Below are 19,689 nucleotides of genomic sequence, written 5' to 3'. Positions count from 1 at the left end.
TCGAAAACGTATCCGGATTTGCAGACGCTCTCGCAACATCGCCTTGGATGAACTGTCAGCATGCTGACCGATCACCGCACCACCGTCGTAGCGATTGTTGCCACAGTCACCTGTCTGGGGCTGACCTCGTGCACAGCGGCCTCCGCCCAGGACGACGCAACCCCGAGTGGGCCGCCCCGCGCGGCGGACGGCGTCCTCCCCGACCACACCTCGGCCTACGACACCGACCTCCCCGGCATCGCCAAGCTCGACCCCGCCCTCCGCAAAGCAGTCCAGCAAGCCGAAACCGCCATGAACCACGACGGCATCAAGATGCAGGTCACGACGGGCTGGCGCAGCAAGAAGTACCAGCAAGAGCTCCTGGACAAAGCAATCCGCAAATACGGCACTAAGAAAAAGGCCCTCGAATACGTAGCCGAACCAGACGAATCCCACCACGTAACCGGCCACGCCGTAGACATAGGCCCCACCAACGCCGACGACTGGCTAACCCGCCACGGCAACCGCTACGGCCTATGCCAAACCCTCACCAACGAAATCTGGCACTTCGAACTAGCCACCAAACCAGGCGACGACTGCCCACCAATGACAGACCCCACCAAGAACTAACAGACACCCGGCTAGCTGGGTTCGGCGGGTGGGTCGGGGAGGATTGCTAGGGGGCGTTGGACCCAGGTGACGTCGTGCCAGTTGTTGAGTTTCCAGCCGATGTTTCGGTAGGTGCCGATGGGTTCGAAGCCCAGCGACTTGTGGAGGCCTTCGCTGGCTGGGTTGGGGAGGGTCATGCCGGCTACGGCGGTGCGGTAGCCGCGGGTGGTGAGGCGGGTGAAGAGGGCTTCGTAGAGGGCGCGGCCGGTGCCGGTGCGGCGGCGGCCTGGTTCCAGGTAGACGCTGACTTCGCAGGACCAGCGGTACGCAGCGCGTGGTTTCATCGGGCCGCCGTACGCGTAGCCGATGACGCGGTCCTCGTCCTCGGCGACCAGCCAGGCGTGGGTCGATTGGGCCTGAGCGATCCGGTCGGCCATCTCCGCGGGGCTGGGCGGGTCGATCTCGAAGGTGATGGCGGAGTCGGTGACGTAGGGGGCGTAGATCGCCGCGCAGGCCTCGGCGTCGGCGGCCGAGGCGTCTCTAACCTGAACCATGGCACGATAGTAGCCACAATTGCCGCTATAGTGGCAACGTGATTGACGATCTGTCTCGATCTCTGGCCTCGACCGTGCAGCAGGCGCGTACGGCGCTGGACCTGTCTGTCAACGCGCTCGCCGAGCGGTCGGGGGTGTCGCGGGCGATGATCGGGAAGATCGAGCGGGGCGAGGCGCAGCCCACCGCCGTACTGCTGGGGAAGTTGTCGGGTGCGCTCGGTATGACGTTGTCCGAGCTGGTCGCCCGCGCGGAGAACACCGGGGAGCTGCTGCGACGGGCGGAGGATCAGCCGGTCTGGACAGACCCGATCACCGGATACCACCGGCGCGCGGTGTCCCCGGTGACCGAATCATCGTTGGAGCTGGTCGAAGTCGAGCTCCCGGCGGGAGCGTCGGTCTCGTATCCGGCCGACGCATACATCTTCAAATACCAGCAGCTGTGGATCCTCGACGGACATCTCCGCTTCCATGAAGGGCGGCAGGTCCACGAACTACACACCGGCGACTGCCTGCAGCTCGGGCCACCCTCGGCAACAACCTTCCACAACCCAGGTACGACGCCGTGCCGCTACCTCGTCGCACTCGTCAAAGGCCGCGCCTGAATCCACACAGCAAGCGCATCGCGCAGCCCGTCTCGCTCAGCATCTCCATCAGCCTCCGCAGCCCAAGCGACGTAACCGTCGGGCCGGATGAGCAAGGCAATCTGACGATCGCTGCTACCGGTGATCACGTCGATCTGGTCAGGCACGGCTGTTGCCGCGAAGGTGCCGGCCGGGGTCAGGTCCAGGAGGAGCGGGCGGCCCGCGCGCATCAACTCGGCCAAGCGCACGGGGGACGACTCAGGCGCGAGCGAAGAGGAGGCCGCCTGCTCGATCACCAGGTCGGGTGCCCACCTTCCCACCAGCGGGTGGGCGCCCGCGTGGTAGCGGATGTCGGCGCCGGTGATTAGGTCGGCGATTCGTTGGACGTTTCGTGGTTCGGTGAAGAGTTCGGCGAAGAGTTGCCGCAAGGCGGTGACCTCGTTGCCGGGGGCAATTAGTGCGGTTTGGGCCTGGGTTTGCATCACGACTCGCTCGCCTACCGGGCGTCGCTCCGACTCGTAGGTGTCCAGCAAGCCCGCGGGGGCTGTGCCCTTCACCTCGGCGGCCAGTTTCCAGCCGAGGTTGATCGCGTCTTGTAGGCCAAGGTTCAACCCAGGCCCGCCCATCGCCGAGTGAACGTGGGCCGCATCGCCGACCAACAGCACCCGCCCTTCGCGGTACCGGTCCGCCAGCCGGCTGTTACCTCCGACGAGCCGCCGCAACAACCGCGGCCCGTCACCCTCCGGCGGCGTCAACGGAACATGCACACCGAGCACGCGATCCGCGCTCGCCTGCAGCTCCTCGAAAGTCATCTCACCGGCATCACCCGGATCGTCCCACTCCCCCGTGCTCACAGCTTGACGACCAGGGAACGGCGCGAACACGAACATCCCCCGCTCCGTCCGATGATGCATGAACGGCGGGATCACGCCGTACCCCGGAATCGTCAGCGCACCGGTCTCCGGATCGATGAGCTCCGGCGGCACCAGGGCACTCGCCGTACGGGAGACCATGCGGTCGTTGGTCACGCCGGGGAAATCGATACCGGCGAGCTTGCGGGTGAGGCTGTGGCCGCCGTCGGCGCCGACGAGATAGCGGGTCCGCAGCTCGTACACACCGTCCGGACCGGTGACCTCGACGGTGACCGAGTCCGCATCCTGCGACAGACCGGACAACTCGTGGCCCGGACGAATCTCGGCGCCGAGCTCCAGCGCCCGCTCGCGGAGTACAGCCTCGACCCGGACCTGAGGCACCGGCAGCAGATACACGGGGTTGTCCTCGAGCTCCGCGAGCGGCAGCTCCATCGCCCCGAAGATGTACGCCGCTTGCGGTTGCGGCGGACCTGGCGTACCGGCGAGACGCTCGTACAGCCCGCGTCGGTCGAGCATCCGCACAACCTGGCCGACGAGACCGTTGGCTCGCGGGATGGAGTTCGGTTCGGGCAGTCGCTCCAGCACCAGGGGCTGAACCCCGGCCAGGCGCAGTTCGATGGCGAGCATGAGGCCGTTCGGTCCGGCCCCGGCAATGATGACTTCAGCATCCATGACGTTCCTCCATTTGGGCATGACTGACCACCCCGGCGACTGACCGGGGGAATCAAGAAGTTGGTTTATTCAGGCACTGGCAGGCCGGCCTCGATCTGGTCGAGCGCCTCGGTCAGCAGGTCGGCGATCGAGCGGGGCGGATCGGCCCGCATCCACTCGGCCATCACGACCCCTCGGGCCGCGCCGATCACATCGGCGACGAGCCGCGGATACATTCCCGTGATCCCGGTCCGCTCGGCGATGGCGGCCGCCATCTCCTCGCCGACCCGTGCGTAGGCGAGCACGATCGCACCCTGCAGTGCGGGCTCGGTCATCATCAACCGGATGCCCTTGAGCCACTGCTCGTCCGGCGGCCGCCGGCTGCCGTGGCCCTCCTCGCCGAGCGCGAAATGGGCCTCGATCGCGGCCCGGATCGCCACCCACAGCGGTTCGTCGGCGGGCCGCGCCCGGAGCTCCTCGGCGATCTTCAGGCTGCGATCCACCTCGCGCGCGGCGATCGCATCCGCCTTGCTGTCGAAGTAGTTGCGGAACGTCCGCAGCGAGACCCCGGCCTCGGCGGCGATGTCCTCGATCCGGACCGCGCCGTACCCGCGCTCGACGGCGAGCCGGACCGCCGCCCAGCTCAACGCGATCCGCGTCTCCTGCTTCTTCCGCTCCCGCAACCCTTCGGCCATGACACGACCGTAGCAGAAGTTGCCGAAAGAGCAAAGATGCCTTTTAGGCAATTTCATCCCAACCCGGGAATCCCACCAGCCGGCCATGGTTGGGTTACGACATGACGGTGTCCCCGCTGGTCTGGGTGCTGACCTTGGTCGCGATCGTCGGCCTGCTGCTGTTCGACTACTTCTTCCACGTCCGGTCGGCGCACGTCCCGACGTTGCGCGAAGCCGCGGTCTGGTCCGCGCTGTACGTCGGGATCGCGGTGCTGTTCGGTCTCGGCACGCTCGTCATCGGCGGCACCGAGATGGGTTCGGAGTACTTCGCCGGGTACGTCACGGAGAAGGCGCTCTCGGTCGACAACCTGTTCGTGTTCCTGATCATCATGACCGGCTTCCGGGTGCCGCGGGAGAACCAGCAGAAGGTGCTGCTGGTCGGGATCGTGGTCAGCCTGATCGCCCGGGCCGCGTTCATCTTCGCCGGCTCCGCGCTGCTGAACACGTTCTCCTGGGTGTTCTACCTGTTCGGGGTCGCGCTGCTGCTGACCGCCGGCAACATGCTCAAGCCGGAGACCGAGGAGTCGCACCAGGCGCAGAACATCGTCGTACGGCTGGCCCGCCGGCTGTTCCGGACCAGCGAGGAGTACGACGGGGACCGGCTGACCACGGTGGTCGACGGCCGCCGGATGCTGACGCCGATGCTGCTGGTGATGGTCGCGATCGGCGCCACCGACCTGCTGTTCGCGCTCGACTCGATCCCGGCGATCTTCGGCCTGACCCAGAACGTGTACGTCGTGTTCACCGCGACCGCGTTCAGCCTGCTCGGCCTGCGGCAACTGTTCTTCCTGCTCGACGGCCTACTGGACCGGCTGATCTACCTGTCGTTCGGGCTGGCCGCGATCCTGATGTTCATCGGCGCGAAGCTGATCCTGCACGCACTGCACGAGAACAACCTGCCGTTCGTGAACGGCGGCGAGCCAGTCGAGGTGGTCGAGATCAGCACCGGCCTCTCGCTGGCGGTGATCCTGGTCGTCCTGCTGATCACGATCTTCGCCTCACTGTTCAGTACCCGCGGCCGGACGCAGACCGCGATGGCCCACATCCGCCGCGACGCGAACGCGTACCTCGACCCCGAGTACACCGACGACCCGGACGAGCGCGAACGCGTCTTCCAACGCCTCCTCCGCGCCCGCGACCACATCACCGAACTGGGTCCGAAGGCCAAGCAGCACGTCCTGAACGAAGCCGACCTGATGGCCCTCTGCCGCGAGGTCGGCGAGGCCCACGCCGCCGCCCACGCCGACCACGAGATCCGCCCTAGCCTTTGACAGCGCCGGAGGCGAGTCCACTCACATAGAACCGCTGCAGCCCGACGTACAGCACCACGCACGGAATCATCGCGATCACGGCCCCCGCGACGAGCGAGCCGAAGTTGATCTCGCCGTAGGCGCCTGCCTGGACGTTCACCAACGCGACCGGCAACGTGTACAGCTCGTCCTTGGTCAGGAAAGTGAGCGCGCCCAGGAACTCGGTCCAGGCGGCCAGGAAAGCGTAGAGGGCGACGGTGGCGGCGCCGGGCATGATGAGTGGCCGGAGGACCGAGCCGAGCATCCGGAATGTTCCGCAGCCGTCGACGTGGGCGGAGTCCTCGAGCTCGACCGGGACCGAGGCGAAGGAGTTGCGCATCACGAAGACGCCGAACGGCAGGTTGACCGTGGTGTAGAACAGCACGAGGCCGAAGAGGCTGTCGGTGAGCCGGAGGGTGTTCATCTCCAGGTAGAGCGGGGTCAGGATCGCCTGGAACGGGATCATCATCGAGACGACCACGAGCGCGAACAGCACCGGCGCACTGCGGAAGCGGAACCGCGCGAAGCCGTAGCCGGCGAACGTCGCCAGCAGCGCCGTCAAGATCGCGGTGCTCAGAGCAACGATCAAGCTGTTGCCGACGGCCCGGATCAAGTTGCCCGGTCCCTCGATCAACGTCCGGAAGTTGCCCCAGGTCAGATGGAAGAACGTCGATGCGTTCGGAGCCGCGACGATCACATCGTTCGGTTGCACCGAGCGGAAGAGTGCCCACAGCAACGGTACGGCGAAGACCAGGAACGCGCCGCTACCGCCGATGACGTAGAAGGTGTTCTTGAGTCTCATCAGTCCTTCTCCCGAAGCAGCCGGAACTGGGCGGCGGTGACGAGGCCGACCACGATGACGAGCACGATCGACAGCGCGGTCGCGGCACCGAGCTGCAGCTGAACGAAGGCCCGGTTGTAGATGTACTGGACCACCGTCGTGGTGTCGGTACCCGGGCCGCCGCGGGTCAGGATGTAGAACTGCGAGAACGCGAGCAGCGAGCCGATCACCGAGATGATCACGGCCATCGCGATCGTCCGTCGCAGGATCGGGATCGTGATCTCCCGCTCGGTCTTCCACCAGCCGGCGCCGTCCAGCTCGGCCGACTCGTAGTACTCCCGCGGGATCGCCTGCATGCCGGCCATCAGCAGCATCATCGTCAGTCCGCTGACCGCCCAGATCACCAGCACGCAGATCAGCCCGGTGGCGAGCGGTCCGTCCACCAGCCAGGCCGTCGTACCGTCGGTGATGCCGAGCTTCTTCAGCACGATGTTGATCACGCCGCTCTCCGGCTGCGCCTCGAGGACCGTGACGAAGCTGAGCGTCGACAGCCCGACGACGAACGGGAGGAAGAAGACCGTACGCAACAGCGTGGAGCCGCGGCGCTTACGGCGTACCAGGACTGCTAGCGCGTAGCCGAGCACCAGGATCGGCCCGGTCACGATGACCGTGTACAGCAAGGTGTAGAGAACGGACTTGGCGAACGCGGCGTCGGAGACGATCGCGGTGTAGTTCTTCAGTCCGCTGAACTTCACCGAGCCGATCAACGGCCAGTTGGTCAGCGAGATCACCAACGCGAACCCGAGCGGCACCAGTACGAAGACGCCGACGAAGAGAACCGCGGGGGTGACCAACAACAGCCCGGTTCGTCCCGGGTGCGTCAACGATCGCGGCAAACTCATCGTCGTCCTCGCTTCGCTCCGGGCGCCGATGAGGCACGAGGTACGCAGTGTTGAATGATGAACTCGCTACGCTCGTTCATGCCTGCCCCTGCTTCAGAATTCGGTCGTAGTTCTGCTGGGCTTCCTTCATCGCGGCCTCCAGTTCGCCGTCGAACACCGCGCGGCGGAACATCTGCAGCCACGGCCCGTCCGGCTGGTTGTAGAGGAGGTTGTAGGACAGCGTGGTCGGCGCGTACCCCTCCTGGATGCGCTCCAGCGGCAGCGTCGCCAACGGGTACTTCTTCGCGAACTCCGGGGTCCGCGCATCGGACCGTACCGGCGTGTACCCACCGGCCGGCAGATCGATCTGTTGCGGCAGATCCAGCGCGAACCGCACGAACTCCCACGCCCCCGATGCATTGCGAGCGCCGCGTGGGATACACATGTTGTCGCCGCCGTCGAAGAACGCCGCACCGCCGTCCGGCCCGGACAACAGCCGCGGCGTGACCTTCTTGTGGAACGCGTCGTCGGACGCCGACACGACCACGCTGTAGTTCGACGGGAAGATGCCGACCTTGCCGGCCCGGAAGTCGCTGCCCCACCGGGACGCGTCGTCGGAGAAGTTTGCCCTCGGCACCAATCCGTCGACCCACAACTGCCGGTGCAGCTCGAGCATCCGCTGCACCACGTCGTTCCCGACGATGTGCCCGGACTGGCTGCCGATCGTGCCCTGGATCAGGTCGGTGTCGGCGGCCCAGATCATCGGCTGTACGACGAAACCGAGCGCGCCCGGGCTGTTCGCCGGGAAGCTCCACGCGTAGATGTCGTCGCCGAGCTTGCGGAGCTTCCGGGCCGCGTCGAGCAGGTTGTCGAACGACTTCACCGCCTCGTCCGGATCGACGTCGGCGCGGTCGCACAGCTCGGTGTTGAACCAGAACATCGAGTTGTCGGCGAGGTACGGAACGCCGTACACACGCTCGTCCTTCGTCGCCAGCCGCAGGTGGCCCGGGCTGAGTTTGTCCCGGAAGTCCAGCGCGGCCAGCGGTTCGGTCAGGTCGGTGAACGCGTCGCGGTAGATGAACAGCATCGAGTTGATGTCGTCGATGTCGACCAGGTCCGGCACACTCCGGCCGCGGATCGCGGTCGCCAGCTTGGTCACGTACTGCGCGTCCAGGACCGGCGTCAGCTCGACCGTGAGCCGGTCCTGGGACGCGTTGAACTTCTTCACCAGGTCCGTCAGACCGGTCTGGGTCGCCGCCCGGCACCACACCTGCACGGTGCCGGTGGCCTCCTGCCCGAAACCCGCCGCCTGGACGTCGGGTTCGGGCAGGACCGAGCTGCAGCCCGGAAGCAGACCGGCCGTGGTCGCTCCGGCCGCGAGGCCGAGGAACTGCCGACGCGTGACCACGATCAGCCCCTGGGCAGCCAGACACGCATGGCACCGATCTCCCGGTTCGCCCACGCGTAATACGGCACCGCCACGACCTCGACCTCGTCACCGGTGGCGTCCTCGACCCCGGGCCGGAAGGACCAGCCGGGTTGATGTCCAACCCCAACACGTCCCTGGGCTCTCAGCACAGTCACCCCGTCCAGAAGCTCCGAAGTCTCAGCAGTAGGTGCCTCGGGCAACAGATGTACGTCGTCCACGTTCGCGGAGTTGTCCGCCTGCTCGACGGCGTACACGAGCGGACCACGCTCGAGAGCAACACAGCCGCGAACCGCGTCGATCCGGGGATCTGCGCCGACCACCCTGGGCTGCAGCGGTAGCTGGAGGTTGATATCGGTGCCGGTGACGCGGGCGTACGTGCCGGGTTCGGCGGGCTCGCCGTTGACGGTGGCACCTTCTGCCCACGCAGGAATGCGGAGTTCGACAACGGTCGGTTTCGGAGCCGTGATGCGGACCGTGCCGTCCCACGGGTAGGCGGTCTCCACCTGCAGATCGCCGATCACACCGGTTGCGTACTGGTGGATCTGGATGGCGTCGTCGGTGGTGGTCGCCAGGTAGCCGTCGAGGCTCGACAGCGTGCGCATGATGTTCGGCGGGCAGCAGGCGCAGTCGAACCAGCCGCGCCGACCGTGCGCCGGGCTCCGTCCGTTGTCCGGGTGCGCCGCCCCGCGCAGCTGCAGCGGGTTCACATAGAAGTACTCCGTACCCGACAGCGACACACCTGCGAGAAACCCGTTGTAGAGCATCCGCTCGATCGCGTCCGCGTACGACGCCTCGCCCGTCGCCAGCAGCATCCGCCACGCCCACTGGATCCCGCCGATCGCCGCACACGTCTCGGCGTACGCGCGGTCCGTCGGCAGCTCGTACTCGTCGCCGAACGCCTCGCCCTCCCAACGCGCACCGAGACCACCGGTGACGTACGTCTTGGTCGACCACATGTGGTCGAACTGCCGCTTCAGCGCCTCGAGCAGCTCGGCGTCGTCGGTCTCCAGCGCGACGTCGGTCGCGCCCGCGGCAAGGTAGACCGCGCGGACCGAGTGCCCCTCGACCGTGGTCGCCTCGCGGACCGGGACGCGGTCGGAGAAGTACGTCGGCGAGTGGCCGTGGTTCTCGATGATCCCGTGACCGCGCGCCTCGACGAACCACTTGGCCAGGTCGAGGTACGCCGCCGTACCCGTTTCTCGATAAAGCTCGACCAGGGCCATCTCGATGACCGGGTGACCGTCGACGTCAACGGTCTTGCCGTCGCCGAACGTCGCGACCAGATGATCCGCGAGCTTGGTTGCGACGTCGAGCAGAGCGGTATCGCCGGTGCAGCGGACCTGCGCGACCGCGGCCTGGATCAGGTGGCCGGCGCAGTAGTGCTCGTGGCTCCAGACGAGCTGCTGGTACCGGCCCTCGTCGCCGTACCGGAGCTGGACGACCGAGTCGAGGTACCCGTCCTCGCGCTGCGCGGCCGCGACCACCGCGGTCAGGTCGCGGATGCGCTTGAGCAGGTCCTCGTCAGGGTTGCGCCCGTACTCCCAGGCCGCGGCCTCGAGCCACTTGTAGACGTCGGAGTCGGCGAAGATCGGGCCGATCGCCTCGCCCTCGCCGATCCCCGCGGCGAGGCGGAGGTTCTGCAGGTTGCCGGCCTTCTCGAGCTGGTCCTGGCCGCTGGGGATCGCGTCCAGACCGTTGCGGGTCTGCCGTGGCGCCCAGAAGCCACCGGTGATCGTGGCCTGGCCGAGTCCGAGCGGGCGGCGGCGCCCCTTGGTGCTGGCGGCCGGGCTGCGGGGGGCTGCGCTCATATCGCGTGTCTCCTGAAGTTTAGGAAAATCGGGAACACGTTTTCCTGCACGAAGGTAGAGCCGCTGCAGCACAACGTCAACCCTTGGGGCTAGACTTCCGGAAACCCCGGAAAGGAGTTGCCGGATGGCGTCATCACTGCGCTCGCAGCCTCGGATCACCGATGTGGCCGCGTTGGCGGGTGTCTCCACGAGCACGGCGTCGAAGGCGCTCAACGACACCGGCCAGCTCCGCGAGGAGACCCGCGAGCGCGTACGCCGGGCCGCCGAGCAGCTCGGATTCACGCCGGACAGCCGCGGCCGGGCGTTGTCGTCCGGGCGGAGCTTCACGGTCGGGCTGATCACCACCGACAGCTCCGGCCGCTTCAGCATCCCGATCATGCTCGGCGCCGAGGACGCACTGAGCGCCGGCGAGATGGCGCTCGTCCTGTGCGACACCCGCGACGACCCGCTCCGCGAGCAGCACTACCTGAAGTCGTTGGTGTCCCGCCGGGTCGACGGCATCATCGTCACGGGTCGGCGGACCGAGCCGCGGGCGCCGATCGACGTACCGATCCCGGTGATCTACGCGTTCAGCCCGTCGACCGATCCGGACGACACGTCGGTGATCGTCGACGACCACGGCGGCGCCGGCTCGGCCGTGCGCCACCTGTTGTCACTCGGCCGCTCGAAGATCGCGTACGTCACCGGGCCGGACTCCCACCACAGCGCGCGGGTCCGCGCCGCCGCCACCATCGAGGCCGCGGGCGACGCGTTCGCCGGCGAGCCGCTGCACGGCGAGTGGAGCGAACGCTGGGGCCGGCACGCGGTCGACGTACTGCTGCGCGCGCAACCCGCCGTCGACGCGATCGCCTGCGGAAGCGACCAGATCGCTCGCGGGGTCTGCGACCGTCTGCGCGAGCTGAGCCGCTCGGTCCCGGACGACATCGCGGTCACCGGCTACGACAACTGGTCGGTGATGGCGCTCGCCAGCCGGCCGCCGCTGACCACCGTCGACATGGAGCTCGAGGAGCTCGGCCGCCGTACGGCGAACCTCCTCCTCGACGCGATCGCCGGCTCGGCCCATCCCGGCCCGATGGAACTCCCCACCCGCCTGATCACCCGCGAATCGACGCTGGGCACCTGACCTGGGCACCTGAACGTCACCTCGGCGACTCCCAGTAGTCGCCGAACGCCCCCTAGATTGGTGCGGGTGCTGCGCAAGCTCGTGATCGGCGTAGCGGTGATCGCCACTCTGGTGGCGGGGGTGGGCACCGCACGCCTGGTTCTTGATCCCACCGGTGGCGTAGTGAAACAGCTGGCGTTCCTGCGCGCCGAGATCTCGGGCGGAGCCGATCGGGCCGCGCAGAAACAGTTTCCGGAAGGCTATTTCTTTCTGAACGCGCTCTACGGTCTCAGCTGGGTCCAGGTCGGCCTCGACGATCCAGTACGGTCCGCCGATGCGACCGCCGAGGTCCGCTGGTCCCTCGACCGACTCGCCTCCGCCGACGGTACGGCGCCGTTCGACGCGTCGCTGCAACCGCAGTACGGCGTCTTCTACGCGGGCTGGACGAACTGGCTGCGTGGCGGTCTGATCGCGCTCGGCCATTCCGACGCGGCCGACCTCGACACGTTCACCAGCGAGTCGGTCGAGCTCGCCACCGCGTTCCGGACCGCGAAGACGCCGTTCCTCGCGGCGTACCCGGGTCAGGCCTGGCCGGTCGACTCGGCTGTCGCGATCGCTTCCCTCCGCCAGTACGACGCGTTGATCGCGCCGCGGTTCGGGCAGATCGCCCGGAACTGGGTGACGATGGCGAAGACCAAGCTCGATCCAGCGACCGGGCTGCTGCCACACCAGGTGGCGCCCCAGCTGTCGGGTGCGCGCGGTTCGTCGCAGGCGATGATCCAGCGCTTCCTGGTCGACATCGACCCGACGTTCGCGCGCACGCAGTACGAGATCTTCAAGGACAAGTTCGTCACCGGGGCCGGCGTCCGCGAGTACCCGAAGGGCACCGGCGGTAAGGGCGATGTCGACTCCGGGCCGCTGGTGCTCGGGATGAGTCTGTCGGCGACAGTGGTCGCGATGGGTGCGGCGCGGGTGCACAACGATCCGCTCGGCGACCGGCTCTCGCGTGAAGGTGAGCTGATCGGGCTGCCGTTCAGCGGGCTGAAGACCAAGCGGTACGTGTTCGGGGCGGTGCCGATCGGGGATGCGTTCCTGGCCTGGTCGACCTCCGCCCGGCCGTTGGTCGCACCCGAGCAGCCGAGGCTCGACGGCGGCTCGGGCTGGTGGCGGCTTCCGTGGTTGGTCGTGCTCTGGTTGCCGGCGTTGATCCTGTGGGGCGCGCTCCGGCTCAGGCACCGCGGCCGACGACGGAGGCGTGCCCACTAAGGTGGTTCTGTGCAACGGATCTCGTCGCGGAACGCCAGGTTCCAGGTGTGGCAGGCGTCGCTGACCAATCGGACCAAGCGGCAGCGCGCCGGCGAGTTCCTGGTCCAGGGCGTCCGGCCGATTTCTGTTGCCGTAGACAACGGTTGGCCGGTGCGGACGGTGATCACCGACGCCTCCCGGCCGCTGTCGAAATGGGCGTCCGAGTTGCTGCAGCGCCTGCCTGATGTCGAGCGGGTCGCGATGGCGCCCGAGCTGCTGGCGGAGCTCGGCGAGAAGGACGATCCCGAGCTGATCGCCGTACTCGAGCTGCCCGCCGACGATCTCGATCGGATCCCGGTCGGGCCGGAGTTCCTCGGCGTCGTGTTCGACCGGCCGACCGGGCCGGGGAACATCGGGTCGATCATCCGGTCCGCGGACGCGTTCGGCGCCGACGGCCTGATCGTCACCGGACATGCGGCCGATGTGTACGACCCGAAGGCGGTCCGCGCGACGACGGGCTCGCTGTTCGCGGTTCCCGCCGTACGCGCACCTTCCCATCGCGAGGTGCTCGACTGGGTACGACGTTCATCCGTGCCGATCGTTGTCGTCGGCACCGATGAGCACGGGCCGACCGACGTCTACGACTTCGACTTCACGCAGCCCGTCCTGCTGCTGATCGGCAACGAGACGGCCGGTCTGAGCACGGCGTGGAGAGAAGCAGCCGACCACCTGGTCCGCATCCCCATCACCGGCTCAGCCAGCTCGCTCAACGCGGCCAACGCCGCAACCGCAGTGCTGTACGAGATCTCGCGCCAGCGTTCACGCGCGGCACAGTAGCTCGGCGTGCAGGATCGAAATCGTCGCGTCCGGCGTGGCCGTCCAGGTCCGCCAGGCTTGCGAGATCGCCTCTAGCTGCTGCTCCGGTACGCCGGCTGCCCGGGCTTGATCCGCGAGCGCGGACTTGAGAATGCGGTCCGCCCACATGCCGCCCCAGAACGCACGATCCTCGGGGTTGGTGAACGCCCAGGTCGACGTGGTCGCATCGACGTGCTCGAAACCGGCAGCGAGAGCCCAGGACAGTAGACGCCGACCGGCATCCGGTTCGCCGCCGTTGGCACGGGCCATCCGCTGGTAGAGCGCCATCCACTCGTCCAGCTCGGGCAGCTCCGGATACCAGACGAAACCGTGGTAATCCGAGTCGCGTACGGCGACGATCCCGCCCGGCTTGCAGACCCGGCGCATCTCGCGCAACGCCTGCACGGGATCTGCGACATGCTGCAAGACCTGGTGCGCATGTACGACGTCGTACGTGTCGTCCGGCAGGTCCAGCGCGTGCACGTCGCCGACGACGAAGTCCACCTCGAGGTCCAGGTCGGCGAACGTCGCCTTGGTGATGTCGAGAGCGGCGTCGTTGGCTTCCAGCGCCGTGGTCCGGCCGGGCTCGACCAGGCGGGCGAGGTCGGCGGTGATCGTGCCGGGACCGGCGCCGACGTCGAGCAACGACATCCCCGGCCGCAGGTGCGCCAGCAGATAGCCGGCCGAATTCTCGGCGGTGCGCCAGGTGTGCGATCGCAGTACCGACTCGTGATGTCCGTGTGTGTACACGTTGTTCATCCCAGGCTCCTTTGCCCTCTCTCAACAGTCTCCACGCTAATCCACAATCTTGATTTATGAGACATATCGTCTTGAGATACGAGACGACGTACATGACCGAATATGGCCAGACCAGCGGCCCGCCGGCGGGCGAATCTTGAGGAACAAAACCTCAGGAGGATGCAGATGCTGGCAAAGGTGTTTCCGATCAAGCTGAAGGACGGCAACCAGGCCGCGGCCGAGGCGATCGTGCAGGAGTTCGGGCCGAAGGGGCCGGGCACGGAGGAGGGCACGCTGTCGTTCCGCGTGTACCGCGACCCGGCGAAGCCCGACTACCTGTTGTTCGTCGAGCACTTCGCGGACCAGGCGGCGTACGACGCGCACACCGGGTCGTCGGCGTACAAGGAACTGATCGCCGGGCGGTTCGCGGACCTGATCGTCGAGTTCGTCGAGATCGACCACGAGCTGCTGGTCAGCCTGTGAGCACGCAGAACGAGTTGGCACGGCAGTTGCGTTCGCTGCACGAGCAGCCGCCGCTGGTGCTGCCGAACGCGTGGGACGCGGGTTCGGCACGGGCGATCGAGGCCGCGGGCGCGAAGGCGATCGCGACGACGAGCGCGGGTGTCGCCTGGGCGCATGGTGTCGATGACGCGGGCGGGCTCGATCAATCGTCCGCGGTCGTGGCGCTGCGGTTGATCTGTGCGGCGGTCTCGGTGCCGGTGACGGCGGATATCGAGGCCGGGTACGGCGATGTCGCGGGCACAGTGGCCGGCGTACTCGAGGCCGGCGTCGTCGGCGTGAATCTCGAGGACAGTACTGGGCGGGTGGTTGATGATGCGCTGGTGCACGTCGAGCGGATCAAGGCGGCGCGCGCGGCGGCTGTTGCCGCAGGCATCGAACTGGTGATCAACGCGCGGACGGACACCTATCTGTTCGGCGACAAGACCGGGACACTCGAACGCGCGAAGATGTACGCCGATGCGGGCGCCGACGTCCTGTTCGTACCCGGTGTGGTGGACGCGGCGACGATCGCGGAACTGGTCGAGGGGTCACCGCTGCCGCTCAACGTGATGGTCGGCCCGGGCGCTCCGTCGGTCGGTGAACTCGCGAAACTCGGCGTCGCCCGGATCAGCGTCGGCCCGGCGATCACGGGTGCGGCCTACGCGCTGGCCACGGCTGCGGCGAAGGAACTCCTGAACGCCGGCACCTACAACTCGTTGACCAGTTGATAGACGGCGGCGAGCGAGCGCCACGGGCGGAGGCGCTCGCTCGCGCCCGGCAGCGGCCAGGCGTCGCGGGCACCGAGGCGGAGCGCGACCTCTTCCGCCGCACGCTTGCGCATCACTCGCGCCAACGTCTTCACCTCACCATCGAGAACAATGTTGCCATCAGCAACCTCTCGCGCGAGCGGCCCGACCAGCTCCGCGTCTGCCAGGGCTGCCGGTCCGGGGAACGCGTGAGTCAGCCCATGAGCGAGCCCCGGCACAGGTACGCCGTACACCTCGACGAGCTTGTGAAGCGCATCGGTCGCGTCTTCCGGCGGCAACTGATCCCGCACTACCGCCGAAACAGCAACCTCGAACGGCCCCCACGCACCGGGCACCCGAACCCCCGGCCGAGCCGCAACCAACGGCCCGAACTCCGGATCCGCCGCCAGGTGCTCACGAGCACGCACCGGCTCACAGTCCAGACCGACCAAACACGCGGCCCGGTCCACGACATGCATGACGCCTTCCCAGTACGGAAGGTGCGCTCGCAGGATCAGATGATCATCGCCACCCTGACCCACCTCCAGCACCCCGGGCTCACCGTCGAGTGAGATCGTCCGCCGATAGACACCGCCCTCGACCGATTCCACTCCTGGGATCGCGCGCGATCGCAGGAACGCGCACATCGCCTCCCAGTCGTACGGCGGCGTGAACGGCAACCGCAGCACCAATCCCCCGTCGGCGGCCAAGCGATCGCCGCGACGCCGCCGGTCGCGGAGCTCGCGCGGTGACGCCCGGAAGATCTCGCGCATCGCCCGGTTGAACTGCCGCAGGCTGCCGAAGCCCGACGCGAACGCAATGTCCGCGATGCTGAGGTCGGTGTCGTCCAGCAACCGCCGCGCGAAATGCGCCCGCCGCGACCGCGCGAACTGGTCCGGCGTGACACCGAGGTGCTCGTTGAACATTCGCCGCAGATGCCGCGCGGACACCCCGAGCCGCTCCCCTAGCGCCTCCTCCCCGGACTCGTCCAGCAGACCGGTGATGATCAACTGCACCGCACGACAGACCAACTCGGGCGCCTCGTCGGCAACCGTCCCCGCCACCCGGTACGGACGGCAGCGCAGGCAGGCGCGATATCCGGCCGCCTCCGCGGCGGCGGGCAGCTCGAAGGTGCTCACGTTCTCCGCGAGCGGCTTGGCCCCACAACCGGGCCGGCAGTAGATGCCGGTCGTCCGAACAGCGGAGTACGTCGTCACGCATCCAACGCTAATCACGCCCACCGACAGTTCCTGACCTCGGTTTTACACCGCGCGCCGACCGTCACCGATAAGGTACGGCGAGTGCATTCCAAACCTATGCTTGTCGTGGTGAGCGGTCCGCCCGGAACCGGGAAGACCACTCTGGCGCACCGGATCGCGACCGCGATCGGCTGCCCGGCGATCTGCCGCGACGAGATCAAGGAAGGCATGGCGCACGCGACACCGGGATTCGTCCCTGGTCCCGGTGACCCGCTCACGATGCGGACACTGTCGACGTTCTTCGACGTGATCGGTCTGCTGGTCGGCCGCGGTACGACGGTGGTCGCGGAGGCGGCGTTCCAGGACCGGCTGTGGAACCCCGGGCTGACGCCGCTGCTCGGCCGCGCTGACATCCGGATCGTGCACTGCGAGGTGCCGGCCGAGGTCGCACTGGCGCGGATCAACGCCCGTACCACCTCGGATCCGCGCCGCTCGGCGCACGAGGACGCGCAGATCAGCCCGGACGCCCGGCTGCGGACGCACAACTCCTTCCAGCCGGTCGATCTGCCGGTCCCGTCCATCACCGTCGACACCACCCGTGAGCCGTCTCTCGACGAGATCCTTGCCTTCCTGTCCTAAGGTCGATCCCGGATCGATCGAGAGGGGCTGGGGATGCTGGAGCGGTTTGCGGCGTTGACGACGGCGCATGTTGCCGATGCGTGTGTGCGGGCTGGTGTGCCGGTGCGGACGGTGTCGTTGACGGCGGTTGTCGGTGAGCGGGTCGCGGGGCGGGTGTTGCCGGCTCAGCATGTGGGCAGCGTGGACGTGTTCCTGGAGGCGTTCGAGTCCGCGGCGGCGGGCGACGTACTCGTCGTGGACAACGGCGGCCGGCGGGACGAGGCCTGTGTCGGCGATCTGGTCGCGCTGGAGGCTGCAGCTGCCGGGATCGCGGGGATCGTGATCTGGGGACTGCACCGGGACACGGTCGACATCACCGCGATCGGGATGCCGGTGTTCAGCCTGGGTGCGTTGCCGACCGGCCCGTTGCGGCTCGACCCGCAGCCCGACGATGCGTTGTCCAAGGCAACGATCGGCGAGTGGACGGTGACGCGGGACGACGTCGTACTCGCGGATGAGGACGGCGCGATCTTCGTACCGGCGGATCGGGTGGAGGACCTGTTCGGGCTGGCGGAATCGATCCGCGACACCGAGCATCGGCAGGCGGACGAGATCCGGGCCGGGCGGTCGTTGCGGGAGCAGGTGCGGTTCGCGGAGTTCCTGACCGCGCGAGCGGCTGATCCGTCGCTGACGTTCCGGCAACATCTTCGTGCGGTGAGAGGAGCGATCGAGGAATGAGCGCAGGGACCTGGCAGTTGGGCGACGTGACCGTGAACCGGGTGGGCTTCGGCGCCATGCGGATCACGGCGAACCCGGACCGGTCGGTCGCGATCGCGGTACTGCGTCGCGCGGTCGAGCTCGGCGTGAACCACATCGACACGGCCGCGTTCTACGCGTCGCCGGGTGGGACCCTGCGAGTGGGTGAGGGCGAGAAGCGGCACGCGAACGAGCTGATCCGCGAAGCGTTGGCGCCGTACCCGGACGGGCTTGTCATCACGACCAAGGTCGGACCGGGTGAGGATGCCGAGCGCGGGTTCTACAACGCGACGACGGCCGCCGAACTGCGGGAGCAGGTGGAGATGAACCTGCGGCAGCTCGGCGTCGACACCCTCGACGTGGTCAACCTGCGGATCATGAAGAAGCCCGGCGACGACTCGATCACCGAACGCTTCGGCTGGCTCGCCGCCCTCCGCGACGAAGGCCTGATCCGGCAGCTCGGCGTGTCGAACGTCCGGCTCGACCATGTCGAGGAAGCGCTCGCGATCGCGCCGGTGGTCTGCGTACAGAACAGCTACTCCGTCGATCTACGCGGCGACGAGGACGAACTGATCGGCTTCTGCGCGGACCGGGGTATCGCCTACGTCCCGTTCTTCGCCATCGCCGGCTCGTCGCGCGAGGGTGGCGCGACCGCCGACCACTCCGCAGCCATCGAGAAGATCGCCATCACCCACAACGTCACCCCGCAACAGGTCCGCCTCGCCTGGACCCTCCACCACTCCCCGAACATCCTCGCCATCCCCGGCACCGGCAACCCCGCCCACCTGGAGCAGAACATCGCGGCGGGCGGTCTGGAGTTGAGCGCCGAGGAGCTCGCGAGCCTGGGCTGATCAGACCGAGGCTGCGGCGCGGACGGCGGGGACGATCTCCTGGGACCAGCGGGTCAGCTGGACGTCGTACGGGTCGGTGCCTCGGGGGAAGAGGGTGAAGCCGGCGGCATTGTGGTTGAGGATGGCGTCGGTGAGCTCTTCGATCCACTGCGCCGGTGAGCCGCCGATCCAGCGACCCTCTTCGTCTCGGGTTCGAGGGAGTGGGGTAGCGGTGATCGCGCCGGGGAAGTTGTAGACGGTCGCGATGTCGGACGGTTTGCGGCCGACCGCGAGCGCGGCCTCGTCGATGACCGGGCGGGCCTGGAGGTAGCCGTCGCTCAGCCAGTCCGCAGCGTGGCCGGGGATCCACCCGTCGGCGTGCCGACCGGTCGCCGCGAGCGACTTGCGGCCTTTGGAGCCGGTCCAGATCAAGGGCGCTGGTACGGCGGCCGGCCGGAGCGCGCCGATCGGGTAGTGCTTGGTCGGCTCCGGGTGCCCGCCGTCGGACATCGAATGCACCAACTGCATGGCTTCCTCGAACGCTTCGACCGCCTCGGCGGGACGCAGCTCCGGCACGCCCATCGTGGTGATCCGGTCCCACGCGCCACCGGCGCCGAGACCCAGCACGAATCGCCCGCCGGACAAGGCCGACAGCGACGTCGCCGTACGGGCAAGAACCGGCGCGGGCCGCAGCGGCAGGTTGGTCACGTTGACGAACGCGGACAGGCGCTCGGTCCGGCCGAGGATGAACGCGATCGCGGCGTACCCCTCGAGCAGGTCGGGGACGTACGGGTGGTCCGACAGGCTGACGTGGTCGAGGCCGTCGCGATCCGCCTGCGCGGCCAGCCGCAGAATCGCATCCACATCGCGCAGGTGGTCGGGTGAGCCGTAACCGAAACGCACAGTCATGTCGTCGCCTCTCAGATAGTTC

The 19,689-nt window shown here is 67.8% G+C and carries 21 protein-coding genes; 11 read left to right on the top strand and 10 right to left on the bottom strand.

The genetic code is table 11. From position 1 onward, the window contains the following. The first annotated feature begins 60 nt into the window (after positions 1 to 60). Positions 61 to 609 (top strand): M15 family metallopeptidase, encoded by a 549-nt coding sequence (locus FDA38_RS35470; protein WP_137258585.1) that lies wholly within the window; start codon positions 61 to 63, stop codon positions 607 to 609. Between the two features lie 11 nt (positions 610 to 620). Here FDA38_RS35470 and FDA38_RS35465 read toward each other — a convergent pair whose 3' ends face one another. Next, positions 621 to 1,142 carry a GNAT family N-acetyltransferase gene (locus tag FDA38_RS35465; RefSeq protein WP_137258584.1) on the bottom strand — a complete coding sequence of 174 codons (522 nt, stop codon included), beginning with the start codon at positions 1,140 to 1,142 and terminating at the stop codon, positions 621 to 623. Between the two features lie 38 nt (positions 1,143 to 1,180). On the opposite strand from FDA38_RS35465, the gene FDA38_RS35460 reads away from it, so the two are divergent. Next, on the top strand, positions 1,181 to 1,744 hold the full coding sequence (locus FDA38_RS35460) for a helix-turn-helix domain-containing protein (RefSeq protein WP_137258583.1): 564 nt from the start codon (positions 1,181 to 1,183) through the stop codon (positions 1,742 to 1,744). On the opposite strand, the gene FDA38_RS35455 is transcribed toward FDA38_RS35460, so the two are convergent. Next, on the bottom strand, positions 1,711 to 3,267 hold the full coding sequence (locus FDA38_RS35455) for an FAD-dependent monooxygenase (RefSeq protein ID WP_137258582.1): 1,557 nt from the start codon (positions 3,265 to 3,267) through the stop codon (positions 1,711 to 1,713). The two genes, FDA38_RS35460 and FDA38_RS35455, sit on opposite strands and share 34 nt — an antisense overlap. A gap of 65 nt (positions 3,268 to 3,332) precedes the next feature. Continuing rightward, positions 3,333 to 3,941 carry an acyl-CoA-like ligand-binding transcription factor gene (locus FDA38_RS35450; protein ID WP_137258581.1) on the bottom strand — a complete coding sequence of 203 codons (609 nt, stop codon included), beginning with the start codon at positions 3,939 to 3,941 and terminating at the stop codon, positions 3,333 to 3,335. Between the two features lie 101 nt (positions 3,942 to 4,042). Between FDA38_RS35450 and FDA38_RS35445 the strand changes: the two genes are divergently transcribed. After that, entirely contained in the window at positions 4,043 to 5,251 is a 1,209-nt protein-coding gene (locus FDA38_RS35445; RefSeq protein WP_137258580.1) for a TerC family protein, read from the top strand. On the opposite strand, the gene FDA38_RS35440 is transcribed toward FDA38_RS35445, so the two are convergent. The 4 genes from FDA38_RS35440 to FDA38_RS35425 all read right to left on the bottom strand — a co-directional run bounded on the left by FDA38_RS35440 (position 5,241) and on the right by FDA38_RS35425 (position 10,168). Next, positions 5,241 to 6,071 carry a carbohydrate ABC transporter permease gene (locus FDA38_RS35440; RefSeq protein ID WP_137258579.1) on the bottom strand — a complete coding sequence of 277 codons (831 nt, stop codon included), beginning with the start codon at positions 6,069 to 6,071 and terminating at the stop codon, positions 5,241 to 5,243. The genes FDA38_RS35445 and FDA38_RS35440 overlap by 11 nt on opposite strands. Then, positions 6,071 to 6,952, bottom strand: coding sequence for a carbohydrate ABC transporter permease (locus FDA38_RS35435; RefSeq protein ID WP_137258578.1), 882 nt, complete (start codon positions 6,950 to 6,952; stop codon positions 6,071 to 6,073). Before FDA38_RS35435 ends, FDA38_RS35440 begins: the two co-directional genes overlap by 1 nt. A 76-nt stretch (positions 6,953 to 7,028) precedes the next feature. Further along, on the bottom strand, positions 7,029 to 8,339 hold the full coding sequence (locus FDA38_RS35430; RefSeq protein WP_202878001.1) for an extracellular solute-binding protein: 1,311 nt from the start codon (positions 8,337 to 8,339) through the stop codon (positions 7,029 to 7,031). A 2-nt stretch (positions 8,340 to 8,341) separates the two neighbouring features. Further along, positions 8,342 to 10,168 carry a glycoside hydrolase family 127 protein gene (locus FDA38_RS35425; RefSeq protein WP_137258577.1) on the bottom strand — a complete coding sequence of 609 codons (1,827 nt, stop codon included), beginning with the start codon at positions 10,166 to 10,168 and terminating at the stop codon, positions 8,342 to 8,344. A gap of 124 nt (positions 10,169 to 10,292) precedes the next feature. Between FDA38_RS35425 and FDA38_RS35420 the strand changes: the two genes are divergently transcribed. The 3 genes from FDA38_RS35420 to FDA38_RS35410 all read left to right on the top strand — a co-directional run bounded on the left by FDA38_RS35420 (position 10,293) and on the right by FDA38_RS35410 (position 13,352). Then, complete coding sequence (locus tag FDA38_RS35420) at positions 10,293 to 11,291, top strand: LacI family DNA-binding transcriptional regulator (protein WP_137258576.1); 999 nt, start codon at positions 10,293 to 10,295, stop codon at positions 11,289 to 11,291. A gap of 66 nt (positions 11,292 to 11,357) precedes the next feature. Beyond that, positions 11,358 to 12,536, top strand: coding sequence for a hypothetical protein (locus FDA38_RS35415; RefSeq protein WP_137258575.1), 1,179 nt, complete (start codon positions 11,358 to 11,360; stop codon positions 12,534 to 12,536). 9 nt (positions 12,537 to 12,545) lie between these two features. After that, positions 12,546 to 13,352, top strand: a complete 807-nt coding sequence (locus tag FDA38_RS35410) for a TrmH family RNA methyltransferase (RefSeq protein ID WP_137258574.1) — start codon at positions 12,546 to 12,548, stop codon at positions 13,350 to 13,352. Here FDA38_RS35410 and FDA38_RS35405 read toward each other — a convergent pair. Beyond that, positions 13,335 to 14,129, bottom strand: a complete 795-nt coding sequence (locus tag FDA38_RS35405) for a class I SAM-dependent methyltransferase (protein WP_137258573.1) — start codon at positions 14,127 to 14,129, stop codon at positions 13,335 to 13,337. The two genes, FDA38_RS35410 and FDA38_RS35405, sit on opposite strands and share 18 nt — an antisense overlap. A 159-nt stretch (positions 14,130 to 14,288) precedes the next feature. Here FDA38_RS35405 and FDA38_RS35400 point away from each other — a divergent pair, with 159 nt between their 5' ends. Both FDA38_RS35400 and FDA38_RS35395 read left to right on the top strand, forming a co-directional pair. After that, the gene (locus FDA38_RS35400) at positions 14,289 to 14,591 is read left to right on the top strand and encodes a putative quinol monooxygenase (protein ID WP_170989984.1); all 303 of its coding nucleotides are present in this window, start codon (positions 14,289 to 14,291) and stop codon (positions 14,589 to 14,591) included. Then, entirely contained in the window at positions 14,588 to 15,337 is a 750-nt protein-coding gene (locus FDA38_RS35395) for an isocitrate lyase/PEP mutase family protein (RefSeq protein WP_137258571.1), read from the top strand. The genes FDA38_RS35400 and FDA38_RS35395 overlap by 4 nt, the downstream gene beginning before the upstream one ends. Here FDA38_RS35395 and FDA38_RS35390 read toward each other — a convergent pair. Further along, complete coding sequence (locus FDA38_RS35390; RefSeq protein ID WP_137258570.1) at positions 15,316 to 16,572, bottom strand: AlkA N-terminal domain-containing protein; 1,257 nt, start codon at positions 16,570 to 16,572, stop codon at positions 15,316 to 15,318. The two genes, FDA38_RS35395 and FDA38_RS35390, sit on opposite strands and share 22 nt — an antisense overlap. Before the next feature lie 111 nt (positions 16,573 to 16,683). Between FDA38_RS35390 and FDA38_RS35385 the strand changes: the two genes are divergently transcribed. From FDA38_RS35385 to FDA38_RS35375, 3 genes are read left to right on the top strand one after another with little or no spacing between them, the layout of a single operon-like run. Continuing rightward, complete coding sequence (locus FDA38_RS35385) at positions 16,684 to 17,193, top strand: AAA family ATPase (protein WP_233715120.1); 510 nt, start codon at positions 16,684 to 16,686, stop codon at positions 17,191 to 17,193. A gap of 33 nt (positions 17,194 to 17,226) precedes the next feature. Then, positions 17,227 to 17,910: an RraA family protein gene (locus FDA38_RS35380; RefSeq protein ID WP_137258569.1), complete on the top strand. Its 684-nt coding sequence runs from the start codon at positions 17,227 to 17,229 to the stop codon at positions 17,908 to 17,910. Then, complete coding sequence (locus tag FDA38_RS35375) at positions 17,907 to 18,779, top strand: aldo/keto reductase (protein WP_137258568.1); 873 nt, start codon at positions 17,907 to 17,909, stop codon at positions 18,777 to 18,779. Before FDA38_RS35380 ends, FDA38_RS35375 begins: the two co-directional genes overlap by 4 nt. On the opposite strand, the gene FDA38_RS35370 is transcribed toward FDA38_RS35375, so the two are convergent. Further along, positions 18,780 to 19,667, bottom strand: coding sequence for an LLM class flavin-dependent oxidoreductase (locus tag FDA38_RS35370; RefSeq protein WP_137258567.1), 888 nt, complete (start codon positions 19,665 to 19,667; stop codon positions 18,780 to 18,782). Positions 19,668 to 19,689 lie beyond the last annotated feature (22 nt).

Source organism: Kribbella jiaozuonensis (assembly GCF_005233875.1).
Lineage (GTDB): Bacteria > Actinomycetota > Actinomycetes > Propionibacteriales > Kribbellaceae > Kribbella > Kribbella jiaozuonensis.
This window is presented reverse-complemented; position numbering and strand designations above follow the sequence as displayed.